Below are 21,605 nucleotides of genomic sequence, written 5' to 3' on the forward strand. Positions count from 1 at the left end.
TCCCCCGGAACGCCGACCGCCCCGCACCGGCGGAGGCCGGTGCGGGGCGGTGCGGGACGGGCGTGGGCCGGGGGCGAGGTCAGGCGTCGTAGGCGTCGGCCTTGCGCGGCGAGGCGTCCTGGACCATGCCGCTCACGATCATCGAGCGGTTCGCGAAGCGGTCGGTGTCGACGCCGTTCTCGTCCAGTACGCGCATGGCGGCCGCGTGCACCGCCCGCAGTACCGGCGTGGCCGTGCGCATCGCGTCGTCGGCCATGAACCGGTGCCGCCACATCGAACCGGCCCACACGTGCCGGACGCCGAACGGCTCGGGCAGGACCAGCTTGCCGCCCAGGAAGTCGAGCAGCGGCGGGTACCAGGTGAAGGGCGCTCGGACCGCGAGGCGCACCACCTCGGAGGCGTCGACGAGGGCGTGGGTGCGCTCCACGGTCTCCCAGAACCGGACGGTCTTGGCGACCTCGGTGGTCTTCGGCGCCGACTTGGTGGTGAACAGGCCGTGCACCGGGCCGAGGGAGTGGGCGGTGACGTCGACGCGCAGGGTCTTGTAGAGCACGGTCACGGTCACCATCATCGTGATCACCAACTGGCCGTCCCACAAGGGCCACTGGACCCCGAGGTAGTGCCGGTTGCCCGCACCGAACTGCTGCTCGTTGCAGATCCGGGTGATCTCGTGCTGCTTGATGAGGAAGGCGTCGACGTCCGCGCCGGTGGGGCGGGCGACCTCCTTGGCGCCCTCGCCGACCGGGGTGACGATCCAGTGCGTGATGGACGGCGGCGGGAAGCCGCCCGTGTGCAGCGGACCGCGCTCCAGCATGCGCAGCTGGTCGTGGATCGCGCGGACCACGTCCCAACTGCGGAAGGGGTGGATCTCGGCGCCCTCCGTCTTGGGCGCGAGGTCCTCCGCCAACTGCCAGCTGCCCCACCGGGTGCCCATGCCCAGGATGCCCTTGGGGCCGGCGTAGAAGACGGAGTTGCTGCGGCCCTCGGCGGTGAGCTTCGCGAGCTGGTGGCGCAGGTCCTCGCGGGCGGTCTCGTCGGGGTTGCCGGGGACCGCCTCGGGGATCTTGGCCCCGACGGAGGCCCCGCCGAGCAGGCCGTCCCACCGGGCGCGCATGTCCTTGGCGGCCGCCTCGGCGATCCGGGAGGCCAACAGCCACCCCACGGCCGGGGCGATGACCATCGCCCGCAGGTACAGGCCCCAGAAACCGGTGAACGGCAGCCGGAACATCAGCACCGCCACCACGAGCGCGACGCCGACGAGCAGCGCGGTACCCATCCAGGAGGCGCGCTTGCCCGCGTTCCCGGCGAGGGACTTGCGCAGCTGGAACAGGCCCAGCCACAAGAGCAGTCCGGGCAGGAAGAGCACGCCGCAGACCAGCATGATCAGGCGGAGCTTGCGGTCGCGCTCCTTGCGCAGGCGCGAGGCGGCGAGGCAGTGCTCGACGACGGTCTGCGGGTCCGCGCCGAAGGACTGGATCAGCGGTTTGCGGCCGGCGCCGAGCATGCGGGCTTCGACGGCCCGGCAGAAGGCCTCGCCGAAGTTGGGCTCGAAGAGGGAGAGCTTCCCCTTCTTCACGGTGGATTCGTAGTGCTCGTTGTTGGCTTTGAGTATTTCGTCCGGCTTGCCGTCGCGGTACGCGGCGGAGGCCAGCGCGTTGGTCGCCGCGGTCTGGCCGCCACCGCCCTGGAGGGGGATCTGCGCCCCCGGCCTGAAGTCGAAACCGTCGTCCGCCACCGCTGCCCCCATCGCTGTGCTTTTCGTGCGTGCCCGGTGTCCCGCTGTTCGGTGTCCCGTCACCCGATGTTCTGCCCCGCCCCGCCGAGCCTGAAAGAGCCTAGCGAGGGTCGCCCCCCGATGGTCATGGGACAGGGAAATACCGCCCTCCGCAAGCGGGTTGGGGGGGGCGGTACCCCGGGTGCTATGTCAACTAGCTCCCCTTCTAAGCCTGTTCGCGCATCTTGTCCGCCAGCTGGGGCGGCATGGGCTCGTGGCGGGCGTAGCCGCGGCTGAAGCCGCCGGTGCCGTGGGAGACCGAGCGCAGTTCCACGGCGTAGCGGCCGATCTCGATCTCGGGGATCTCGGCGCGCACCACGGAGCGTCCGGGGCCCGCCGGTTCGGTGCCCACGACCCGGCCGCGGCGCCCGGCGAGGTCGCTCATGACGGGGCCCAGGTAGGCGTCGGGGACCAGGACGGTGAGCTCGGCGACGGGTTCGAGGAGGTGGATCTCGGCTTCGGCGGCCGCCTCGCGCAGGGCGAGCGCGCCCGCGGTCTGGAAGGCCGCGTCCGAGGAGTCCACGGAGTGCGCCTTGCCGTCGCGGAGGGTGATCCGTACGTCGACGAGCGGGTACCCGGCGGCCACGCCGCGGGCGGCCTGGGCCCGTACTCCCTTCTCGACGGACGGGATGAACTGGCGCGGGACGGCGCCGCCGACCACCTTGTCCACGAACTCGATGCCGCTGCCCGCCGGCAGCGGCTCGACGTCGATCTCGCATATGGCGAACTGGCCGTGGCCGCCCGACTGTTTGACGTGCCGGCCGCGCCCGGTGGCCTTGGCGCCGAAGGTCTCGCGCAGGCTCACCCGGTGGGGGACGGCGTCGACCCGGACGCCGTAGCGGCTGCGCAACCGCTCCAGGGCGACCTCCTGGTGGGCCTCGCCCAGGCACCACAGGACGAGCTGGTGGGTGTGCGGGTTCTGCTCCAGGCGCATCGTGGGGTCCTCGGCGACGAGCCGGGCGAGCCCCTGGGAGAGCTTGTCCTCGTCGGCCTTGCTGTGGGCCTCGATGGCGAGCGGGAGCAGCGGGTCGGGCATCGCCCAGGGCTCCATGAGGAGCGGGCTGGCCTTCGCGGAGAGGGTGTCGCCGGTTTCGGCGTGCGTGAGTTTCGCCACGCAGGCGAGGTCGCCCGCGATGCCGTGGGTGAGGGTGCGCTGCTGCTTGCCGAAGGGGGAGGTGAGGGTGCCGACGCGCTCGTCGGCCTCGTGCAGGTCGCGGGGGGCGGCCGCGCCGTCGGCGCCGGGGAAGTGGCCGCAGACGTGCAGGGTCTCCTCGGGGCGCAGGGTGCCGGAGAAGACGCGGACCAGGGAGACCCGGCCGACGTAGGGGTCGGAGGAGGTCTTGACCACCTCGGCGAGCAGCGGGCCGTCGGGGTCGCAGGTGACGGCGGGACGGGGAGCGCCACCGGGGTCGGTGACGGCGAGGGCCGGGCGTTCGAGGGGGGTGGGGAAGCCGCCCGTGATCAGCTCCAGGAGCTCGACGGTGCCGAGGCCCTGGCGGGCGCCCTCGGCGGCGGGCGCGGCCATCAGCACGGGGTGGAAGGTGCCGCGGGCGACGGCGCGCTCCAGGTCGTCGACGAGGGTCGTGAGGTCGATCTCCTCGCCGTCGAGGTAGCGGTCCATGAGGGTCTCGTCCTCGCTCTCGGCGATGATCCCCTCGATCAGGCGGGCCCGGGCGTCGGTGATCAGGGCCAGCTCGGCGGGGTCGGGGTCGCGCTCGACCCGTTCGCCGGAGGTGTAGTCGTACACGCGCCGCGAGAGCAGGCCGAGCAGCCCGGCGACGGGTGCGTGGCCGTCGGGCCCGACGGGGCCGTGGAGCGGCAGGTAGAGGGGGATGACGGCGTCGGGGTCGTCGGGGCCGAAGGTCTCGCCGCAGACGGCGGCCATCCGGTCGTAGTCGGCGCGGGCGGCCTCCAGGTGGGTGACGACGATGGCGCGGGGCATCCCGACGGCCGCGCACTCGTCCCACACCATCCGGGTCGCGCCGGACAGGCCGGCGCCGTCGCCGCCGTCCGCGGCGCCCTCGGCGGCCGAGACGACGAAGAGGGCCGCGTCCGCGGCGCGCAGACCGGCCCTGAGTTCTCCGACGAAGTCGGCGTATCCGGGGGTGTCCAGGATGTTGATCTTGATGCCGCCCCAGGCGACGGGGACGAGCGAGAGCTGGACCGAGCGTTGGCGCCGGTGCTCGATCTCGTCGTAGTCGGAGACGGTCGCGCCGTCCTCGACCCGGCCCGCCCGGCCGACGGCTCCGGCGGTCAGGGCGAGGGCTTCGACCAGGGTGGTCTTTCCGGCTCCACTGTGGCCGACCAGCACCACATTGCGTATCGCGGAGGGGCGGTCGGCCGTCAGTGCCCTGCCGGCGGCCCCGGAGTGCTGCGTCTTGTCACCCATGATTCTCGTGCCTCCCGGTGCAACGGTGAGGTGGGATCCTTCGAGCTTTGCACTGGCGTCACACTGCGTCCATACGTCGTACCCGGCCACCCCCGGTCGGGCGCCTCCGTGGCGCGATCCGGGTATTGCCGGAGCCCCACGGTGGGTGCGCGGCGGTGCGGGCCCCGGGCGCTGGCTACGATGGGCCAGCCGGTGGCCGTGGTGGCCGTGCGGCCCAGCGACCCCCTGGGAAGGCCATGCTGAACAAGTACGCGCGTGCATTCTTTACGCGTGTCCTCACACCGTTCGCCGCGTTTCTGCTCCGTCGGGGGGTGAGCCCGGACGCGGTCACCCTGATCGGCACGGCCGGAGTGATGGCCGGAGCGCTGGTCTTCTTCCCACGGGGAGAGTTCTTCTGGGGCACGATCACGATCACCCTCTTCGTGTTCTCCGACCTGGTCGACGGGAACATGGCGCGCCAGGCCGGGGTCTCCAGCCGGTGGGGCGCGTTCCTGGACTCGACGCTGGACCGGGTGGCGGACTCCGCGATCTTCGGTGGCCTGGCGCTCTGGTACGCCGGATCGGGCCACGACAACATGCTGTGCGCCGTGGCCATCTTCTGCCTGGCGAGCGGCCAGGTGGTCTCGTACACGAAGGCCCGGGGCGAGGCGATCGGCCTGCCGGTGGCCGTCAACGGGCTGGTCGAGCGCGCCGAGCGGCTGGTGATCACGCTGGTCGCGGCCGGCCTCTCGGGCCTGGAGACCTTCGGCGTGCCCTCCTGGATCGGCGTGCTGCTGCCCGTCGCGCTGTGGGTGGTCGCGGTCGGCTCGCTGGTGACGCTGATCCAGCGGGTGGTGACCGTGCGCCGCGAGGCGGCGGAGGCCGACGCGGCCGCTGCCGCCGCCGAGGGCGGCGCCGCCTGATGGGCGCGCTCACGGACCGGCTGACGGACGGGGCCTTCGGGCTCGGTTGGGCCGCGGTCAAGAAGCTGCCGGAACCGACGGCGGCGGCGCTCGGCCGCACGATCGCGGACCGCACCTGGAAGCGCCACGGCAAGAGCGTGCGGCGGCTGGAGGCGAACCTGGCCCGGGTGGTGCCCGGGGCCGGGCCGGAGCGGCTGCGCGAGCTGTCCCGGGCGGGCATGCGCTCGTACATGCGCTACTGGATGGAATCCTTCCGGCTGCCCGCCATGAACAAGGAACGGTTCGGCAAGGAGGTCGTCATGACCGACGAGCAGGTCCTGCTCGACGGCATGGCAGCCGGCCGCGGCGTGATCATCGCGCTGCCGCACCTGGCCAACTGGGACCTCGCCGGGGCCTGGGTCACCAGTCACCACGGCATCCCGTTCACCACGGTCGCGGAACGCCTCAAGCCGGAGAGCCTCTACGACCGGTTCGTGGCCTACCGCGAGAGCCTCGGCATGGAGGTGCTGCCGCACAGCGGCGGCGCCGCCTTCGGGACCCTCGCCCGCCGGCTGCGCTCCGGCGGACTGATCTGCCTGGTCGCCGACCGGGACCTGTCCTCCTCCGGCGTCGAGGTGGACTTCTTCGGGTCCACGGCGCGGATGCCCGCCGGTCCCGCGCTGCTCGCCCAGCAGACCGGCGCCCTGCTGGTGCCCGTGACCCTCTGGTACGAGGACGCTCCGGTGATGCGGGGCCGCTTCCACCCGCCGGTGTCCGAACCGCGGACCGGCACCCGGGACGAGAAGACGGCGGCGATGACCCAGGCGGTGGCCGACGCCTTCGCCGCCGGGATCGCCGAGCACCCCGAGGACTGGCACATGCTGCAGCGGCTGTGGCTGGAGGACCTGGAACCCCGGGAGCCGCTGCCCTCCACGGACCGCCGGGAGGGCACCGGATGAAGATCGGCATCGTGTGCCCGTACTCCTGGGACGTCCCCGGCGGCGTCCAGTTCCACATCCGTGACCTGGCGGAACACCTGATCGAGCGCGGTCACCAGGTGTCGGTGCTCGCCCCTGCGGAGGAGGACACCCCGCTGCCGCCCTACGTGGTCTCGGCGGGCCGCGCGGTGCCGGTGCCCTACAACGGCTCCGTGGCCCGGCTGAACTTCGGCTTCATCTCGGCCGCGCGGGTGCGCCGCTGGCTGCACGAGGGCACCTTCGACGTCATCCACATCCACGAGCCGACCTCCCCCTCGCTCGGCCTGCTCGCCTGCTGGGCGGCCCAGGGCCCGATCGTGGCCACCTTCCACACCTCGAACCCGCGCTCGCGCGCCATGATCGCCGCGTACCCCATCCTCCAGCCCGCGCTGGAGAAGATCAGCGCGCGGATCGCGGTGAGCGAGTACGCCCGGCGCACGCTGGTGGAACACCTCGGCGGGGACGCCGTCGTCATCCCCAACGGCGTCGACGTCGACTTCTTCGCCGCCGCCGAAGCGAAGCCCGAATGGCAGGGCGGCACGCTCGGCTTCATCGGCCGCATCGACGAACCGCGCAAGGGGATGCCGGTGCTGATGGCCGCCTTCCCGAAGATCGTGGCGGCCTGCCCGGACGTGCGGCTGCTGGTCGCGGGCCGCGGTGACGAGGAGGAGGCGGTGGCCTCGCTGCCGCCCGCCCTGCGCGAGCGCGTGGAGTTCCTCGGCATGGTCTCCGACGAGGACAAGGCGCGGCTGCTGCGCAGCGTCGACGTGTACGTCGCCCCCAACACCGGTGGCGAGAGCTTCGGGATCATCCTGGTCGAGGCGCTCTCGGCCGGCGCCCCGGTGCTGGCCTCGGACCTGGACGCCTTCGCCCAGGTCCTGGACAAGGGGGCGGCGGGGGAGCTGTTCGCCAACGAGGACGCCGACGCGCTGGCCGCGGGCGCCATCGCGCTGCTGCGCGATCCCGAGCGGCGGGCCGGGCTGAGTGCCCGGGGCTCCGCGCACGTGCGGCGCTTCGACTGGTCGACGGTCGGGGCGGACGTCCTGGCGGTGTACGAGACGGTCGCGGACGGCGCGGCCTCGGTGGCCGCGGACGAACGGGTCGGACTGCGCGCCCGGCTCGGCCTGACCCGCGGCGCCACCCCGTCCTCCTTCTCCGAACCCTCCTGAACGCCGGCGTCCCGGGCCTGCCCGGAGCGCCCCGGCGTCCTCCCGTACGCCGTCGGGTCCGCTGAAACCGTCGCGGTCGCGGCGGCGGCGGGGGCGCGCGGGGAGCGGCCCGCGGGCAGGTAAAGTCGCCGCCCGTGATCGAAACCCTCGTATGGATCGCCCTGGCGCTCGGCGCCATCGGGGTCTACCTCAGCTGGACGGCAGGGCGGCTCGACCGCCTGCACTCGCGGATGGACGCCGCCCGGGCCGCGCTCGACGCACAGCTCGTGCGCCGGGCCTCGGTGGTCCTGGAGGTGGCCACCTCCGGCGTACTGGACCCGGCGTCCTCCCTCGTGCTCTACGAGGCCGCGCACGCCGCCCGCCAGGTGGAGGAGGAGCACCGCGAGGTGGCCGAAAGTGAACTGTCCCAGGCCCTGCGCGCAGTCTTCGCGGACGCCGACCAGGTCGAGGAACTCAAGCGGGCCCCCGGCGGCGAGGTCGCCGCGGAGGAGCTGGCGGCCGCCGTGCGCAGGGTTCCGATGGCCCGGCGCTTCCACAACGACGCCGTTCGCGCCGCCCGCGCGCTGCGCCGGCACCGCAAGGTCCGCTGGTTCCGCTTGGCCGGACACGCACCCTTCCCGCTCGCCTTCGAAATGGACGACGAGCCCCCGGCCCACCTCGCCGACCGCCCCTGAGCGGCCCTGGGCCGACCGGGCGGTGCAGGCCACCACCTGTGCATTGGCCCTTGCAGTGGACTGGTCCGGAGGGTTTGCTCAGTGCAGTACCCGTCTTCCTTGAGTGAGGTCCTCCCGTGAGCACGCTTTCCACCCCTTCGCAGAACCCCGAGATCGGCACCTCTCGCGTCAAGCGCGGCATGGCCGAGCAGCTCAAGGGCGGCGTGATCATGGACGTGGTCAACGCCGAGCAGGCGAAGATCGCCGAGGACGCGGGCGCCGTGGCCGTCATGGCCCTGGAGCGGGTCCCGGCCGACATCCGCAAGGACGGCGGGGTCGCCCGGATGTCCGACCCGAACATGATCGAAGAGATCATCGAGGCCGTCTCCATCCCGGTCATGGCGAAGTCCCGCATCGGCCACTTCGTCGAGGCCCAGGTGCTCCAGTCCCTCGGCGTCGACTACATCGACGAGTCCGAGGTCCTGACCCCGGCCGACGAGGTCAACCACAGCGACAAGTTCGCCTTCACCACCCCCTTCGTCTGTGGCGCCACCAACCTGGGCGAGGCCCTGCGCCGCATCGCCGAGGGCGCGGCCATGATCCGCTCGAAGGGCGAGGCCGGCACCGGCAACGTCGTCGAGGCCGTCCGTCACCTGCGCCAGATCAAGAACGAGATCGCCAAGCTGCGCGGCTTCGACAACAACGAGCTGTACGCCGCCGCCAAGGACCTGCGCGCCCCGTACGAGCTGGTCAAGGAGGTCGCCGAGCTCGGCAAGCTCCCCGTGGTGCTGTTCTCGGCCGGTGGCGTCGCCACCCCCGCCGACGCCGCGCTGATGCGCCAGCTCGGCGCCGAGGGCGTCTTCGTCGGCTCCGGCATCTTCAAGTCGGGCGACCCGGCCAAGCGCGCCGCCGCCATCGTGAAGGCCACCACCTTCTACGACGACCCGAAGATCATCGCGGACGCCTCCCGCAACCTGGGCGAGGCCATGGTCGGCATCAACTGCGACACCCTGCCCGAGGCCGAGCGCTACGCCAACCGCGGCTGGTAAGGCACTCCACCCATGAACAATCCCCCGATCATCGGCGTCCTGGCCCTCCAGGGCGACGTCCGGGAGCACCTGATCGCCCTGGCCTCGGCGGACGCCGTGGCCAGGCCGGTCCGGCGCCCCGAGGAGCTCGCCGAGGTCGACGCCCTGGTGATCCCCGGCGGCGAGTCGACGACCATGTCGAAGCTCGCCGTGCTCTTCGGCATGCTGGAGCCGCTGCGCGAGCGCGTGCGGGCCGGGATGCCGGTCTACGGCACCTGCGCGGGCATGATCATGCTCGCCGACAAGCTGCTCGGAGGCCGTGAGGACCAGGAGACGCTGGGCGGGATCGACATGATCGTCCGGCGCAACGCCTTCGGCCGCCAGAACGAGTCCTTCGAGGCCTCCATCGACTTCGCCGGCATAGCGGGCGGCCCGGTCGAGGGCGTCTTCATCCGGGCGCCCTGGGTCGAATCGGTCGGCGCGGCCGTCGAGGTGCTCGCGACGTACGACGGCCACACCGTCGCCGTGCGGCAGGGCAACGTACTGGCCACGTCCTTCCACCCGGAGCTCACCGGAGACCACCGGGTGCACGCCTACTTCGTGGACATGGTGCGCGCGGGGTCCTGATCCGCTCCCGGGAGGAGTCCCGGTAGGATCTGTGGCGAACACCGTTGGTTACGCGAAGGAGACAGGCAGATGTCCGGCCACTCTAAATGGGCTACGACGAAGCACAAGAAGGCCGTGATCGATGCCAAGCGCGGCAAGCTCTTCGCGAAGCTGATCAAGAACATCGAGGTCGCGGCGCGCACCGGTGGCGCTGACCTCGACGGCAACCCGACGCTCTTCGACGCCGTGCAGAAGGCGAAGAAGAGCTCCGTCCCGAACAAGAACATCGACTCCGCGCTCAAGCGCGGTGCCGGTCTCGAAGCGGGCGGCGCCGACTACGAAACGATCATGTACGAAGGCTACGGCCCGAACGGTGTCGCGGTGCTCATCGAGTGCCTCACCGACAACCGCAACCGTGCCGCTTCGGACGTGCGCGTCGCCATGACCCGCAACGGCGGCTCCATGGCCGACCCGGGTTCGGTCTCCTACCTGTTCAACCGCAAGGGCGTCGTCCTGCTGCCCAAGGGCGAGCTGAGCGAGGACGACGTCCTCGACGCGGTCCTCGACGCGGGCGCCGAAGAGGTCAACGACCTCGGCGAGCAGTTCGAGATCGTCAGCGAGGCCACCGACCTGGTCGCGGTCCGCACCGCGCTCCAGGGCGCCGGCATCGACTACGACTCGGCCGACTCCAACTTCCTGCCGACCATGCAGGTCGAGCTGGACGAGGACGGCGCGCGCAAGATCTTCAAGCTGATCGACGCGCTGGAGGACAGCGACGACGTGCAGAACGTCTTCGCCAACTTCGACGTCAGCGACGAGGTCATGGAGCAGATCGACGCCTGATCGGCGCCGATCACCAGTACGCACGACGGGCCGTCGGGGACTCCCCGACGGCCCGTCGGCGTTCGCGCGCCCGGCGCGCCCCCGATGTCGGTGGCGCCCGATAGCCTGCACGAACGGACGGACGAAGGAGGGGCCAGTGCGCGTGCTCGGGGTGGACCCCGGCCTGACCCGGTGCGGCGTGGGCGTGGTCGAGGGGGTCGCGGGCCGACCGCTGACCATGCGCGGCGTGGGCGTCGTACGGACCCCGCCGGACGCGGACATCGGCCACCGGCTGGTCGCGATCGAGGTCGGACTCGAAGCCTGGCTCGACGAGCACCGGCCCGACGTGGTCGCCGTCGAGCGCGTCTTCAGCCAGCACAACGTCAGCACCGTCATGGGGACCGCGCAGGCCAGCGCGGTGGCCATGCTGTGCGCCGCCCGCCGCGGACTGCCCGTGGTCCTGCACACGCCCAGCGAGGTCAAGGCTGCCGTCACCGGCAGCGGCCGCGCCGACAAGGCGCAGGTCGGGGCCATGGTGACCCGGCTGCTACGGCTGGACGCGCCCCCTAAGCCTGCGGACGCGGCCGATGCCCTCGCCCTCGCCATCTGCCACATCTGGCGCGCCCCCGCCCAGAACCGGCTCCAGCAGGCCGTGGCCCTGCACGCCGCGACGCGCGCCTCGAACGCCACCGCCGCGACCCGTGGCGCCGGCAACGCTCCAGCTCCGTCAGCTCCGTCAGCTCTTTCCGCCCCTTCCGCTCAGAAAGCCCTGAAAGGCCGTAACCGATGATCGCCTTCGTCAGCGGAGCCGTCGCCGCGCTCGCCCCCACCACGGCCGTCATCGAGGTCGGCGGCGTGGGCATGGCGGTGCACTGCACGCCGCAGACCATCGCCGGACTGCGGCTGGGCCAGGAGGCGAAGCTCGCGACCTCCCTGGTCGTCCGGGAGGACTCGCTCACCCTGTACGGCTTCGCGGACGACGACGAACGCCAGGTCTTCGAGCTGCTCCAGACCGCGAGCGGGGTCGGCCCGCGCCTCGCCCAGGCCATGCTCGGCGTGCACAGCCCGGACGCGCTGCGCCTCGCGGTCTCCACCGGGGACGAGAAGTCCCTGACGATGGTGCCCGGCATCGGCAAGAAGGGCGCCCAGAAGCTGCTCCTGGAGCTGAAGGACAAGCTCGGCCAGCCGCTCGGCACGGGCGCCCTGGTCGGGGCGCAAAGGGCCGCCGCGGCCGCCGGCCCGGCTCCCTGGACGGAGCAGCTCCAGGCCGCCCTGATCGGTCTCGGCTACGCCTCCCGCGAGGCGGACGAGGCGGTCTCCGCGGTGACCCCGCAGGCCGAGGCCGCCCTGGCCGCCGGTGGCCCGGCCCCCGTGCCGCAGCTGCTGCGCGCCGCCCTGCAGACCCTGAACCGCGCCCGCTGAGCGCCCGTACGCGCCGTGCGAACCGCACAGACCGAGAAGGCAGACTGACACCGTGAACCCGTACGACGAGAGCGATCCCTACCAGGACGGCGCGTACGCGGCGGACGCCGGAGCGGCGGGCGCCGCCCACGACGAGGCGGACCGGCTCGTCGCGTCCGCCGCCGACGGCGAGGACAGCGCGGTCGAGGCGGCCCTGCGCCCCAAGGACCTGGAGGAGTTCGTCGGCCAGGAGAAGGTGCGCCAGCAGCTCGACCTGGTCCTCAAGGCGGCCCGCCAGCGCGGCGCCACCGCCGACCACGTCCTGCTCTCCGGCGCCCCCGGCCTCGGCAAGACCACGCTCTCGATGATCATCGCGGCCGAGATGGGCGCCCCGATCAGGATCACCTCCGGCCCCGCCATCCAGCACGCGGGCGACCTCGCCGCGATCCTCTCCTCCCTCCAGGAGGGCGAGGTCCTCTTCCTCGACGAGATCCACCGGATGTCGCGGCCCGCCGAGGAGATGCTCTACATGGCCATGGAGGACTTCCGCGTCGACGTGATCGTCGGCAAGGGGCCGGGCGCGACCGCGATCCCGCTGGAGCTGCCCCCCTTCACCCTCGTCGGAGCGACCACCCGGGCCGGCCTGCTGCCGCCGCCGCTGCGCGACCGCTTCGGCTTCACCGGGCACATGGAGTTCTACGCCCCCGAGGAGCTGGAGCGGGTCATCCACCGCTCCGCCCGGCTGCTGGACGTGGAGATCGACACCGCGGGCGCCGCCGAGATCGCGGGCCGCTCCCGGGGCACCCCGCGCATCGCGAACCGGCTGCTGCGCCGGGTCCGCGACTACGCCCAGGTCCGGGCGGACGGGGTGATCAACCGCGAGGTGTCCGCCACCGCGCTGAAGGTGTACGAGGTGGACGAGCGCGGTTTGGACCGCCTCGACCGGGGCGTGCTGGAGGCCCTGCTCAAGCTGTTCGGCGGCGGTCCGGTGGGCCTGTCGACCCTCGCCGTCGCGGTGGGGGAGGAGCGGGAGACCGTCGAGGAGGTCGCCGAGCCGTTCCTGGTGCGGGAGGGACTGCTGGCGCGGACGCCCAGGGGACGGGTCGCGACGCCCGCCGCATGGGCTCACCTGGGGCTCGTCCCGCCGGTCCGGCCCGGGACCGGATCGCCCGGGCAAGGTGGCTTGTTCGGGTCCTGACGGCGCGGAGGTTCGCCGGGTCAGGAACTGCGGTGCCATGCTGGGCGTTGTTCCATCGGTGTGGACTCGCCTAGACTCCGCCGATGCTGGCCGTAACGGCCAGCATGCCCACCCCCCGTAGAAAAAGGCCGCTTCCCGTGCGGTCGTGCGAAGGATCTTCGTCCCGTGAACAGTAGCCTCTTGACCTTCCTCCCGTTCGTCGTGCTCATCGGGGCGATGTTCCTGATGACGCGTTCCGCCAAGAAGAAGCAGCAGGCGGCGGTCTCCATGCGCGACCAGATGGGTCCCGGCACCGGCGTGCGCACCATCGGCGGCATGTACGCCACGGTGAAGGAGATCGGCGACGACACCGTCACCCTCGAGGTGGCCCCCGGCGTCCACGCGATCTACGCGAAGAACTCCATCGGCGCCGTTCTGGAGGACGAGGAGTACAACCGCATCGTCCACGGCACCGGCGATGATCTGACCATCGACACGCCGGTCGTCCCGGACGACGCCTCTTCGCTGCTCAAGGACGAGCCCGCCGACGCCGACCAGGCGGAAGCCCCCAAGCTCGACCTGGGCAAGAAGGACGCGTCCGACGGCAAGACGGACGACACGACGGATGGCAAGACCGACGGCAAGACCGACGGCGAGGCCGGCGCCAAGTAGCGCTCGGCGGGGGACCGCACGGCGCCTGATCGGAGGCCGCGGCGGTCCCCTTCAGTGACCCGATTCTGCGGGGGGCAGGGGTCCCCACACACATTTCGTGGCCGTTTGCGCGCTGACCCGGCGCGGGGCGGTTGGACAGGGAGATACGACAAGGTGGCAGCACCGAAGAAGGGCCGGCGGCCCACGGGGGCTCAGGGGAGGCCGGGGCGCGCCCTGGCCCTCATCCTGATCGCGATGGTGGCGCTCACCGCGGGGATGTTCCTGACCCATCAGACGACTCCCCGGCTTGGCATCGACCTCGCGGGCGGCACGAGCATCACGCTCAAGGCCAAGAGCGAGCCCGGCAAGCCGGACGCGATCAACGAGACCAACATGAACACGGCGGTCGGCATCATCGAGCGCCGCGTCAACGGTCTCGGCGTCTCGGAGGCCGAGGTCCAGACCCAGGGCCGCGACCACATCATCGTGAACATCCCCAAGGGTGCGAACGAGAAGCAGGCGCGCGACCAGGTCGGTACGACGGCGCAGCTGTACTTCCGCCCCGTCCTCGCCTTCGCGGACGGCAAGCCGATCGCCCCCCAGCCCACTCCGTCCACGGGCGCCTCCGGCAGCCCGTCCCCCTCGGCGAGCACCTCCGGTGCCCCGAAGGCCGATGGCGACAAGAACCAGTCGCCCAGCCCGTCGTCCAGCGCCACTTCCCAGGGCCGCGCCGTACCCGAGGCCCTGATGGCCACCGGCAGCCCCTCTCCCTCGCCCTCCGCGAGCGAGTCGAAGAAGGCAGACGACGCCAAGGCCCCCACCCCGACGCCCTCGGGCGCCGACGCGGCCGTCGCCGACCTGCAGGCGAAGTTCATCGCCCTCGACTGCACCGACGAGAAGCAGCGCGCGGCCATCGGCCAGGGCGTCAAGCCCGGTGACGCGACGCTCGCCTGCGGCCAGCGCGGCGGCACCTGGGGCAAGTGGCTGCTCGGCCCGGCCGGTGTCGACGGCAAGGACGTCAAGGACGCGAAGGGTGTCATCGACACCCAGCGCGGTCAGTGGATCGTCACCATGCAGTTCACCGACAAGGGTTCCGACAAGTTCGCCAAGATCACCGGCGAGCTGGCGACCAAGCAGTCGCCGCAGAACCAGTTCGCGATCGTCCTCGACAACAACGTCGTCTCGGACCCGTACGTCAGCCAGGCCCTGACCGGCGGCAGCGCCGAGATCTCCGGTGGCTTCACCCAGCAGACCGCGCAGGACCTGGGCAACATGCTCTCGTACGGCGCCCTGCCGCTGTCCTTCCAAGAGGACAACGTCACCACCGTCACCGCCGCGCTCGGTGGCGAGCAGCTGAAGGCCGGTCTCATCGCCGGCGCCATCGGCCTCGCCCTCGTCGTGATCTACCTGTTGGCCTACTACCGCGGCCTCGCGTTCATCGCGATCATCAGCCTCGTGGTGTCCGGCATCCTCACCTACGAGATCATGTCGCTGCTCGGGAAGGCCATCGGGTTCGCACTGAACCTGCCCGCCGTCTGCGGCGCGATCGTCGCCATCGGCATCACCGCGGACTCGTTCATCGTCTACTTCGAACGCATCCGCGACGAGATCCGCGAGGGCCGCACGCTGCGTCCGGCCGTCGAGCGGGCCTGGCCGCGCGCCCGTCGCACCATCCTGGTCTCCGACTTCGTGTCCTTCCTGGCCGCCGCGGTGCTCTTCATCGTCACCGTCGGCAAGGTGCAGGGCTTCGCCTTCACCCTGGGTCTGACCACCCTGCTCGACGTGGTCGTGGTGTTCCTCTTCACCAAGCCGGTCATGACCCTGCTGGCCCGCACGAAGTTCTTCTCCAGCGGTCACCCGTGGTCCGGGCTGGACCCGAAGCGACTCGGTGCCAAGCCCCCGCTGCGCCGCTCCCGGCGCACCGGTGCCGGTACGGACGCCGCTGCCGCTGTCTCCGCCCCCGTCGACGCAAAGGAGGCGTGAGAGATGTCGAAGCTGGGAGATCTCGGCGCCAAGCTGTACCGCGGTGAGGTCGGATACGACTTCGTCGGCAAGCGCTTTCTCTGGTACGGCGTTTCCATCCTGATCACCATCACGGCGATCGTGGCCCTGGCCGTACAGGGCCTCAACATGGGCATCGAGTTCAAGGGCGGTGCCGTCTTCACCACCCCGAAGACGACCGCCTCGATCGCCAAGGCCACCGAATCCGCCGCGAAGGTCTCCGGTCACGAGGCGATCGTGCAGAAGCTGGGCACCGGCGGCCTGCGCATCCAGATCTCGGACCTGGACCCGTCCGCCGCCGCCGAGGTGAAGAAGCAGCTCGCCACCGACCTCAAGGTCAACGCCGCCGACATCAACTCGGACCAGGTCGGCGCGAGTTGGGGCGAGCAGATCGCCAACAAGGCCTGGACCGGCCTCGGCGTCTTCATGATCCTCGTGGTGATCTACCTCGCGATCGCCTTCGAGTGGCGGATGGCCGTCGCCGCGCTCATCGCCCTGATCCACGACCTCACCATCACCGTCGGCGTGTACGCGCTCGTCGGCTTCGAGGTCACCCCGGGCACCGTGATCGGTCTGCTGACCATCCTCGGTTACTCCCTCTACGACACCGTCGTCGTCTTCGACGGTCTCAAGGAGGGGTCGAAGGACATCACCAAGCAGACCCGCTGGACCTTCAGCGAGGTCGCCAACCGCAGCATCAACGGCACCCTGGTCCGTTCGATCAACACCACCGTCGTGGCGCTGCTCCCGGTCGGGGCGCTGCTGTTCATCGGCGGCGGCTTCCTCGGCGCGGGCATGCTCAACGACATCTCGCTGTCGCTGTTCGTCGGCCTCGCCGCCGGTGCGTACTCCTCGATCTTCATCGCGACCCCGCTGGTCGTCGACCTCAAGGAGCGCGAGCCGGCGATGAAGGCGCTCAAGAAGCGGGTGCTCGCCAAGCGGGCCGCCGCCGAGGCCAAGGGGGAGTCGCCGGACGACGCCTCCGAGGAGACGGGCGACGACAGCGGTGTCGTGGCCCAGGGCCGTGGCGGTCGGGCTTCGGGACGGCGCCGGTGAGCGCGGTCGGCGTGCCCGTGGAGCTGCCCGAAGGGGTGCGCGAGCTGCTGCTCAGCCGCATCAAGGACGTACCGGACTACCCGAAGCCGGGTGTGCTGTTCAAGGACATCACCCCGCTGCTGGCGGACCCGGCGGCGTTCTCCGCGCTGACGGACGTGCTGGCGGGGCTGTGCGAAGCCCGTGGCGCGACGAAGATCGTCGGGCTGGAGGCGCGCGGGTTCATCCTGGCGGCCCCGGCCGCGGTCCGGTCGGGGATCGGCTTCGTGCCGGTCCGCAAGGCGGGCAAGCTGCCGGGGGCGACCCTGGCCCAGTCGTACGAGCTGGAGTACGGCACCGCGGAGATCGAGGTCCACGCGGAGGACCTGGCTCCGGGTGACCGGGTCATGGTCATCGACGACGTGCTGGCCACCGGTGGTACGGCCGAGGCCTCGCTGGAGCTGATCCGGCGGGCCGGGGCCGAGGTGGCCGGGGTCGCGGTGCTGATGGAACTGTCGTTCCTGCCGGGCCGGGCCCGGTTGGAGCCGGTCCTCGGCGGGGCGCCGCTGGATGCGCTGATCGTCGTCTGACGTCGCGCTGCGCGTGCCGGAGCGGCGGGTCCCCTTGCGGGGGCCCGCCGCTCCGGCGTTGTCGGTCGCGCCCCCCTGCGGGGGCTTGGCGGGCGCCGTCGCTCGGCGGTGCGGTGCGTGTGCCCGCGCGTTGCTCGGCGGTGGGGTGCGGTGCGGTGCGTGGGCCCGCGCGTTGCTCGGCGGTGGGGTGCGGTGCGGTGCGTGTGCCCGCGGGTGCCTCCGGCGGCGCCTCAATCGCCGGCGGGGCTTGATGTGGCGGGCCTTGGGGTGGGTAGTTCAGCCTCGCCGGCGTTTGAGGCGCCGCCGGAGGCGATCCGGGGCCGCACCCGGCGCCTAGGGCGGTCCCCACCCGGGCCGCCGGGCCGCACCTCGGCCGCCGGAGGCGATCCGGGGCCGCACCCGGCACCCAGGGCGGTCCCACCCGGGCCGCCGGGCCGCCGGGCCTCACCTCGGCCGCCGGTGCGGCCCGGGCCGCACCCCGCCCACGGGCGGGGACTGCGGGGTCCGGAGGGTGGGCGGGGCGGACGAGGGGGCGCAAGCCTCGCTACCATGGGTTATCCGGACCTGACCGGGCCCCGGATCCGCATGAGGAGCGCTCTTGCCAGACGAGGTCCAGCCACTCTCCGCCGCGCAGCCCGACCCGCAGGGCGAGCCCGCGCAGCCCGCGGCAGCCGTCACGCCCCCGCCGGCACCGGCCCCCGCACCGGCCCCCGCACCCGCCCCGGCGCGCCCCGCGCCCGCGAAGTCCGCCGGGTCCTCCAACCGGGTGCGCGCCCGTCTCGCCCGGCTGGGCGTGCAGCGTTCCAACCCGTACAACCCGGTCCTGGAACCCCTGCTGCGCATAGTCCGCAGCAACGACCCGAAGATCGAGACGGCGACGCTGCGCCAGATCGAGCAGGCGTACCAGGTCGCCGAGCGCTGGCACCGCGGTCAGAAGCGCAAGAGCGGCGACCCGTACATCACCCACCCGCTCGCGGTGACGACGATCCTCGCCGAGCTGGGCATGGACCCCGCCACCCTGATGGCGGGTCTCCTCCACGACACCGTGGAGGACACCGAGTACGGCCTGGAACAGCTCAGACGCGACTTCGGCGACGCCGTCGCGCTCCTCGTGGACGGCGTCACCAAGCTCGACCGGGTCAAGTTCGGCGAAGCGGCCCAGGCCGAGACCGTCCGCAAGATGGTCGTGGCCATGGCCAAGGACCCCCGCGTCCTGGTCATCAAGCTCGCCGACCGCCTGCACAACATGCGCACCATGCGGTACCTCAAGCGGGAGAAGCAGGAGAAGAAGGCCCGCGAGACGCTGGAGATCTACGCTCCGCTGGCCCACCGCCTGGGCATGAACACCATCAAGTGGGAGCTGGAGGACCTCGCCTTCGCGATCCTCTACCCCAAGATGTACGACGAGATCGTCCGCCTCGTCGCCGAGCGCGCGCCCAAGCGGGACGAGTACCTCACCATCGTCACCGACGAGGTGCAGAGCGACCTGCGCGCCGCCCGCATCAAGGCCACCGTCACCGGCCGGCCCAAGCACTACTACAGCGTCTACCAGAAGATGATCGTCCGCGGGCGCGACTTCGCGGAGATCTACGACCTGGTCGGCATCCGGGTGCTGGTCGACACCGTCCGGGACTGCTACGCCGCCCTCGGCACCGTGCACGCGCGATGGAACCCGGTCCCCGGCCGGTTCAAGGACTACATCGCGATGCCCAAGTTCAACATGTACCAGTCGCTGCACACGACGGTCATCGGCCCCAGCGGCAAGCCCGTCGAGCTGCAGATCCGCACCTTCGACATGCACCGCCGCGCCGAGTACGGCATCGCCGCGCACTGGAAGTACAAGCAGCAGACGGTCGCCGGCGCCTCCAAGGTCCGCACCGACGTCCCGCAGGCCGCCAAGGGCACCGCGGGCCAGGACACCGTCAACGACATGGCCTGGCTGCGGCAGTTGCTCGACTGGCAGAAGGAGACCGAGGACCCGGGCGAGTTCCTCGACTCGCTGCGCTTCGACCTCTCGCGCAACGAGGTCTTCGTCTTCACGCCCAAGGGCGACGTCATCGCCCTGCCCGCGGGCGCCACCTCGGTGGACTTCGCCTACGCCGTCCACACCGAGGTCGGCCACCGGACCATAGGGGCACGGGTCAACGGGCGGCTGGTCCCGCTCGAATCCACCCTCGACAACGGCGACCTGATCGAGGTCTTCACCTCCAAGGCCGAGGGCGCGGGCCCGTCCCGCGACTGGCTGGGCTTCGTCAAGTCCCCGCGCGCCCGCAACAAGATCCGCGCCTGGTTCTCCAAGGAGCGCCGCGACGAGGCCATCGAGCAGGGCAAGGACGCCATCGCGCGGGCCATGCGCAAGCAGAACCTGCCGATCCAGCGGATCCTCACCGGCGACTCGCTCGTCACCCTCGCCCACGAGATGCGCTACCCCGACATCTCCTCGCTCTACGCGGCGATCGGCGAGGGCCACGTGGCCGCGCAGGGCGTCGTGCAGAAGCTGGTCCAGGCCCTCGGCGGCGAGGACGCGGCCAACGAGGACATCGAGGAGAGCGTCCCGCCCTCGCGCACCCGCGGCAAGCGCCGCAACAACGCCGACCCCGGCGTGGTGGTCAAGGGCGTCGACGACGTCTGGGTGAAGCTCGCCCGCTGCTGCACGCCGGTGCCCGGCGACCCGATCATCGGGTTCGTCACGCGCGGCAGCGGCGTATCGGTTCACCGGGCCGACTGCGTCAACGTCGACTCGCTCTCGCAGCAGCCCGAGCGGATCCTCGCGGTCGAATGGGCCCCGACCCAGTCGTCCGTCTTCCTGGTCGCCATCCAGGTCGAGGCGCTGGACCGGTCCCGACTGCTGTCGGACGTCACCCGGGTCCTCTCGGACCAGCACGTCAACATCCTGTCGGCGGCCGTCCAGACCTCCCGCGACCGCGTCGCCACCTCGCGCTTCACCTTCGAGATGGGGGACCCGAAGCACCTGGGCCACGTCCTGAAGGCCGTGCGCGGTGTGGAGGGGGTCTACGACGTCTACCGCGTGACCTCGGCGCGCAGGCCGTAGGACGGACGGCGGGCCGCACGCGGGCCCGTACGCCCTCGGATACGACACCGGGGCCCGGTGGTGGGAAGTGCTCCCACCGCCGGGCCCCGGTGTCGTATCCGAGGGCCGGGGATTTCAGCCGCCGAACTCCTCCAGGCCCTTGAGCGCCTGGTCCAGCAGTGCCTGACGGCCTTCCAGCTCACGCGCCAGCTTGTCGGCCTTCGCGTTGTTGCCCGCGGCGCGCGCCGCGTCGACCTGGCCGCGCAGCTTGTCCACGGCCGACTGGAGCTGACCGGTCAGACCCGCGGCGCGCGCACGCGCCTCCGGGTTCGTCCGGCGCCACTCGTTCTCCTCGGTCTCCTGCAGGGCGCGCTCGACCGTGTGCATCCGGCCCTCGACCTTGGGCCGCGCGTCACGCGGTACGTGGCCGATGGCCTCCCAGCGCTCGTTCAGGGTACGGAAGGAGGCCCGCGCCGCCTTCAGGTCCGTGATCGGCAGGAGCTTCTCGGCCTCGTCGGCCAGCTCCTCCTTGAGCTTCAGGTTCTCGTCCTGCTCGGCGTCGCGCTCGGCGAAGACCTCGCCGCGCGCCGCGAAGAAGACGTCCTGCGCCCCGCGGAAACGGTTCCACAGGTCGTCCTCGGACTCGCGCTGCGCCCGCCCGACGGCCTTCCAGTCCGCCATCAGCTCGCGGTAGCGGGCGGCCGTCGTACCCCAGTCCGTCGACTTCGACAGCGCCTCGGCCTCGGCGACCAGCTTCTCCTTGGCCTTGCGCGCGTCCTCGCGCTGCGCGTCCAGGGACGCGAAGTGCGCCTTGCGACGCTTGGAGAAGGCGGAGCGGGCGTGCGAGAAGCGGTGCCACAGCTCGTCGTCCGACTTGCGGTCGAGGCGCGGCAGCGCCTTCCAGGTGTCCACGAGCGCCCGCAGCCGCTCCCCGGCACTGCGCCACTGGTCGCTCTGCGCCAGTTCCTCGGCCTCGGCGACGAGCTTGTCCTTGGCGAGGCGGGCCTCGTCGGTCTGCTTCGCCTTCTGGACCTTGCGCTCCTCGCGACGCGAGTCCACGGTCGCGACCAGCTTGTCGAGGCGCACCCGCAGTGCGGCGAGGTCGCCGACCGCGTGGTGCTCGTCGATCTGGGTGCGCAGGTGGTCGATCGCCGTCGTCGCGTCCTTGGAGGACAGATCGGTGGTCCGCACCCGCCGCTCGAGCAGGCCGATCTCGACCACCAGGCCCTCGTACTTGCGCTCGAAGTAGGCCAGGGCCTCCTCAGGGGTGCCCGCCTGCCAGGAGCCGACGACCTGTTCGCCATCGGCAGTACGCACGTACACGGTGCCCGTCTCGTCGACGCGGCCCCACGGGTCGCTGCTCACAGCGCCTCCTCCACATGATGCCTGCGGGGGTGTTGGCCCCCTGGCATCGTCCACAGTT

At 71.7% G+C, this 21,605-nt stretch carries 18 protein-coding genes; 15 read left to right on the plus strand and 3 right to left on the minus strand.

The annotated features are described in order from the left end of the window. Positions 1-79: 79 nt before the first annotated feature. A complete protein-coding gene (locus ACIQWR_RS18310) occupies positions 80-1,735 on the minus strand; it encodes a hypothetical protein (protein ID WP_399262192.1) in 1,656 nt (551 codons plus the stop codon). Between the two features lie 205 nt (positions 1,736-1,940). After that, positions 1,941-4,163 carry an elongation factor G-like protein EF-G2 gene (locus tag ACIQWR_RS18315; protein ID WP_404010283.1) on the minus strand — a complete coding sequence of 741 codons (2,223 nt, stop codon included), beginning with the start codon at positions 4,161-4,163 and terminating at the stop codon, positions 1,941-1,943. Positions 4,164-4,399: 236 nt separating this feature from the next. Here ACIQWR_RS18315 and pgsA point away from each other — a divergent pair, with 236 nt between their 5' ends. From pgsA to ACIQWR_RS18390, 15 genes are all read left to right on the plus strand, one after another. Next, the gene (gene pgsA, locus ACIQWR_RS18320) at positions 4,400-5,065 is read left to right on the plus strand and encodes a phosphatidylinositol phosphate synthase (protein ID WP_385784305.1); all 666 of its coding nucleotides are present in this window, start codon (positions 4,400-4,402) and stop codon (positions 5,063-5,065) included. Then, a complete protein-coding gene (locus ACIQWR_RS18325) occupies positions 5,065-6,003 on the plus strand; it encodes a phosphatidylinositol mannoside acyltransferase (RefSeq protein ID WP_404010286.1) in 939 nt (312 codons plus the stop codon). The genes pgsA and ACIQWR_RS18325 overlap by 1 nt, the downstream gene beginning before the upstream one ends. After that, entirely contained in the window at positions 6,000-7,190 is a 1,191-nt protein-coding gene (locus ACIQWR_RS18330) for a glycosyltransferase family 4 protein (RefSeq protein WP_404010289.1), read from the plus strand. The genes ACIQWR_RS18325 and ACIQWR_RS18330 overlap by 4 nt, the downstream gene beginning before the upstream one ends. A 134-nt stretch (positions 7,191-7,324) precedes the next feature. Beyond that, the gene (locus ACIQWR_RS18335) at positions 7,325-7,864 is read left to right on the plus strand and encodes a hypothetical protein (RefSeq protein ID WP_385784314.1); all 540 of its coding nucleotides are present in this window, start codon (positions 7,325-7,327) and stop codon (positions 7,862-7,864) included. A 116-nt stretch (positions 7,865-7,980) separates the two neighbouring features. After that, positions 7,981-8,892: a pyridoxal 5'-phosphate synthase lyase subunit PdxS gene (gene pdxS, locus ACIQWR_RS18340; protein WP_354382566.1), complete on the plus strand. Its 912-nt coding sequence runs from the start codon at positions 7,981-7,983 to the stop codon at positions 8,890-8,892. Between the two features lie 12 nt (positions 8,893-8,904). Then, positions 8,905-9,498: a pyridoxal 5'-phosphate synthase glutaminase subunit PdxT gene (pdxT, locus tag ACIQWR_RS18345; protein WP_404010294.1), complete on the plus strand. Its 594-nt coding sequence runs from the start codon at positions 8,905-8,907 to the stop codon at positions 9,496-9,498. Between the two features lie 69 nt (positions 9,499-9,567). Continuing rightward, a complete protein-coding gene (locus tag ACIQWR_RS18350) occupies positions 9,568-10,320 on the plus strand; it encodes a YebC/PmpR family DNA-binding transcriptional regulator (RefSeq protein ID WP_404010296.1) in 753 nt (250 codons plus the stop codon). A 136-nt stretch (positions 10,321-10,456) separates the two neighbouring features. Further along, positions 10,457-11,089 carry a crossover junction endodeoxyribonuclease RuvC gene (ruvC, locus tag ACIQWR_RS18355; RefSeq protein WP_404010299.1) on the plus strand — a complete coding sequence of 211 codons (633 nt, stop codon included), beginning with the start codon at positions 10,457-10,459 and terminating at the stop codon, positions 11,087-11,089. Beyond that, positions 11,086-11,721: a Holliday junction branch migration protein RuvA gene (gene ruvA / locus ACIQWR_RS18360; RefSeq protein WP_404010302.1), complete on the plus strand. Its 636-nt coding sequence runs from the start codon at positions 11,086-11,088 to the stop codon at positions 11,719-11,721. The genes ruvC and ruvA overlap by 4 nt, the downstream gene beginning before the upstream one ends. 52 nt (positions 11,722-11,773) lie before the next feature. After that, positions 11,774-12,898, plus strand: a complete 1,125-nt coding sequence (gene ruvB / locus ACIQWR_RS18365) for a Holliday junction branch migration DNA helicase RuvB (protein WP_404010305.1) — start codon at positions 11,774-11,776, stop codon at positions 12,896-12,898. Positions 12,899-13,063: 165 nt separating this feature from the next. Next, positions 13,064-13,549, plus strand: a complete 486-nt coding sequence (gene yajC, locus ACIQWR_RS18370) for a preprotein translocase subunit YajC (RefSeq protein WP_404010308.1) — start codon at positions 13,064-13,066, stop codon at positions 13,547-13,549. 153 nt (positions 13,550-13,702) lie between these two features. After that, complete coding sequence (gene secD, locus ACIQWR_RS18375; RefSeq protein WP_404010310.1) at positions 13,703-15,511, plus strand: protein translocase subunit SecD; 1,809 nt, start codon at positions 13,703-13,705, stop codon at positions 15,509-15,511. 3 nt (positions 15,512-15,514) lie between these two features. Beyond that, entirely contained in the window at positions 15,515-16,585 is a 1,071-nt protein-coding gene (gene secF / locus ACIQWR_RS18380; RefSeq protein ID WP_404010313.1) for a protein translocase subunit SecF, read from the plus strand. 23 nt (positions 16,586-16,608) lie between these two features. Next, entirely contained in the window at positions 16,609-17,151 is a 543-nt protein-coding gene (locus tag ACIQWR_RS18385; RefSeq protein ID WP_404010849.1) for an adenine phosphoribosyltransferase, read from the plus strand. 598 nt (positions 17,152-17,749) lie between these two features. Next, positions 17,750-20,203: a RelA/SpoT family protein gene (locus ACIQWR_RS18390; RefSeq protein WP_404010315.1), complete on the plus strand. Its 2,454-nt coding sequence runs from the start codon at positions 17,750-17,752 to the stop codon at positions 20,201-20,203. A 114-nt stretch (positions 20,204-20,317) separates the two neighbouring features. On the opposite strand, the gene ACIQWR_RS18395 is transcribed toward ACIQWR_RS18390, so the two are convergent. Next, positions 20,318-21,547, minus strand: coding sequence for a DUF349 domain-containing protein (locus ACIQWR_RS18395; protein WP_404010318.1), 1,230 nt, complete (start codon positions 21,545-21,547; stop codon positions 20,318-20,320). Positions 21,548-21,605 lie beyond the last annotated feature (58 nt).

The sequence above is a fragment of the Streptomyces sp. NPDC098789 genome, assembly GCF_044759975.1.
Lineage (GTDB): Bacteria > Actinomycetota > Actinomycetes > Streptomycetales > Streptomycetaceae > Streptomyces.

Excerpts from the sequence above, each read along its gene's own strand:
- ACIQWR_RS18350 (WP_404010296.1), top strand. The coding sequence starts at position 9,568 with ATGTCCGGCCACTCTAAATGGGCTACGACGAAGCACAAGAAGGCCGTG.
- ACIQWR_RS18330 (WP_404010289.1), top strand. The coding sequence starts at position 6,000 with ATGAAGATCGGCATCGTGTGCCCGTACTCCTGGGACGTCCCCGGCGGC.
- ACIQWR_RS18315 (WP_404010283.1), bottom strand. The coding sequence starts at position 4,163 with ATGGGTGACAAGACGCAGCACTCCGGGGCCGCCGGCAGGGCACTGACG.
- pgsA (WP_385784305.1), top strand. The coding sequence starts at position 4,400 with ATGCTGAACAAGTACGCGCGTGCATTCTTTACGCGTGTCCTCACACCG.
- ruvA (WP_404010302.1), top strand. The coding sequence starts at position 11,086 with ATGATCGCCTTCGTCAGCGGAGCCGTCGCCGCGCTCGCCCCCACCACG.
- pdxT (WP_404010294.1), top strand. The coding sequence starts at position 8,905 with ATGAACAATCCCCCGATCATCGGCGTCCTGGCCCTCCAGGGCGACGTC.
- secF (WP_404010313.1), top strand. The coding sequence starts at position 15,515 with ATGTCGAAGCTGGGAGATCTCGGCGCCAAGCTGTACCGCGGTGAGGTC.
- ACIQWR_RS18325 (WP_404010286.1), top strand. The coding sequence starts at position 5,065 with ATGGGCGCGCTCACGGACCGGCTGACGGACGGGGCCTTCGGGCTCGGT.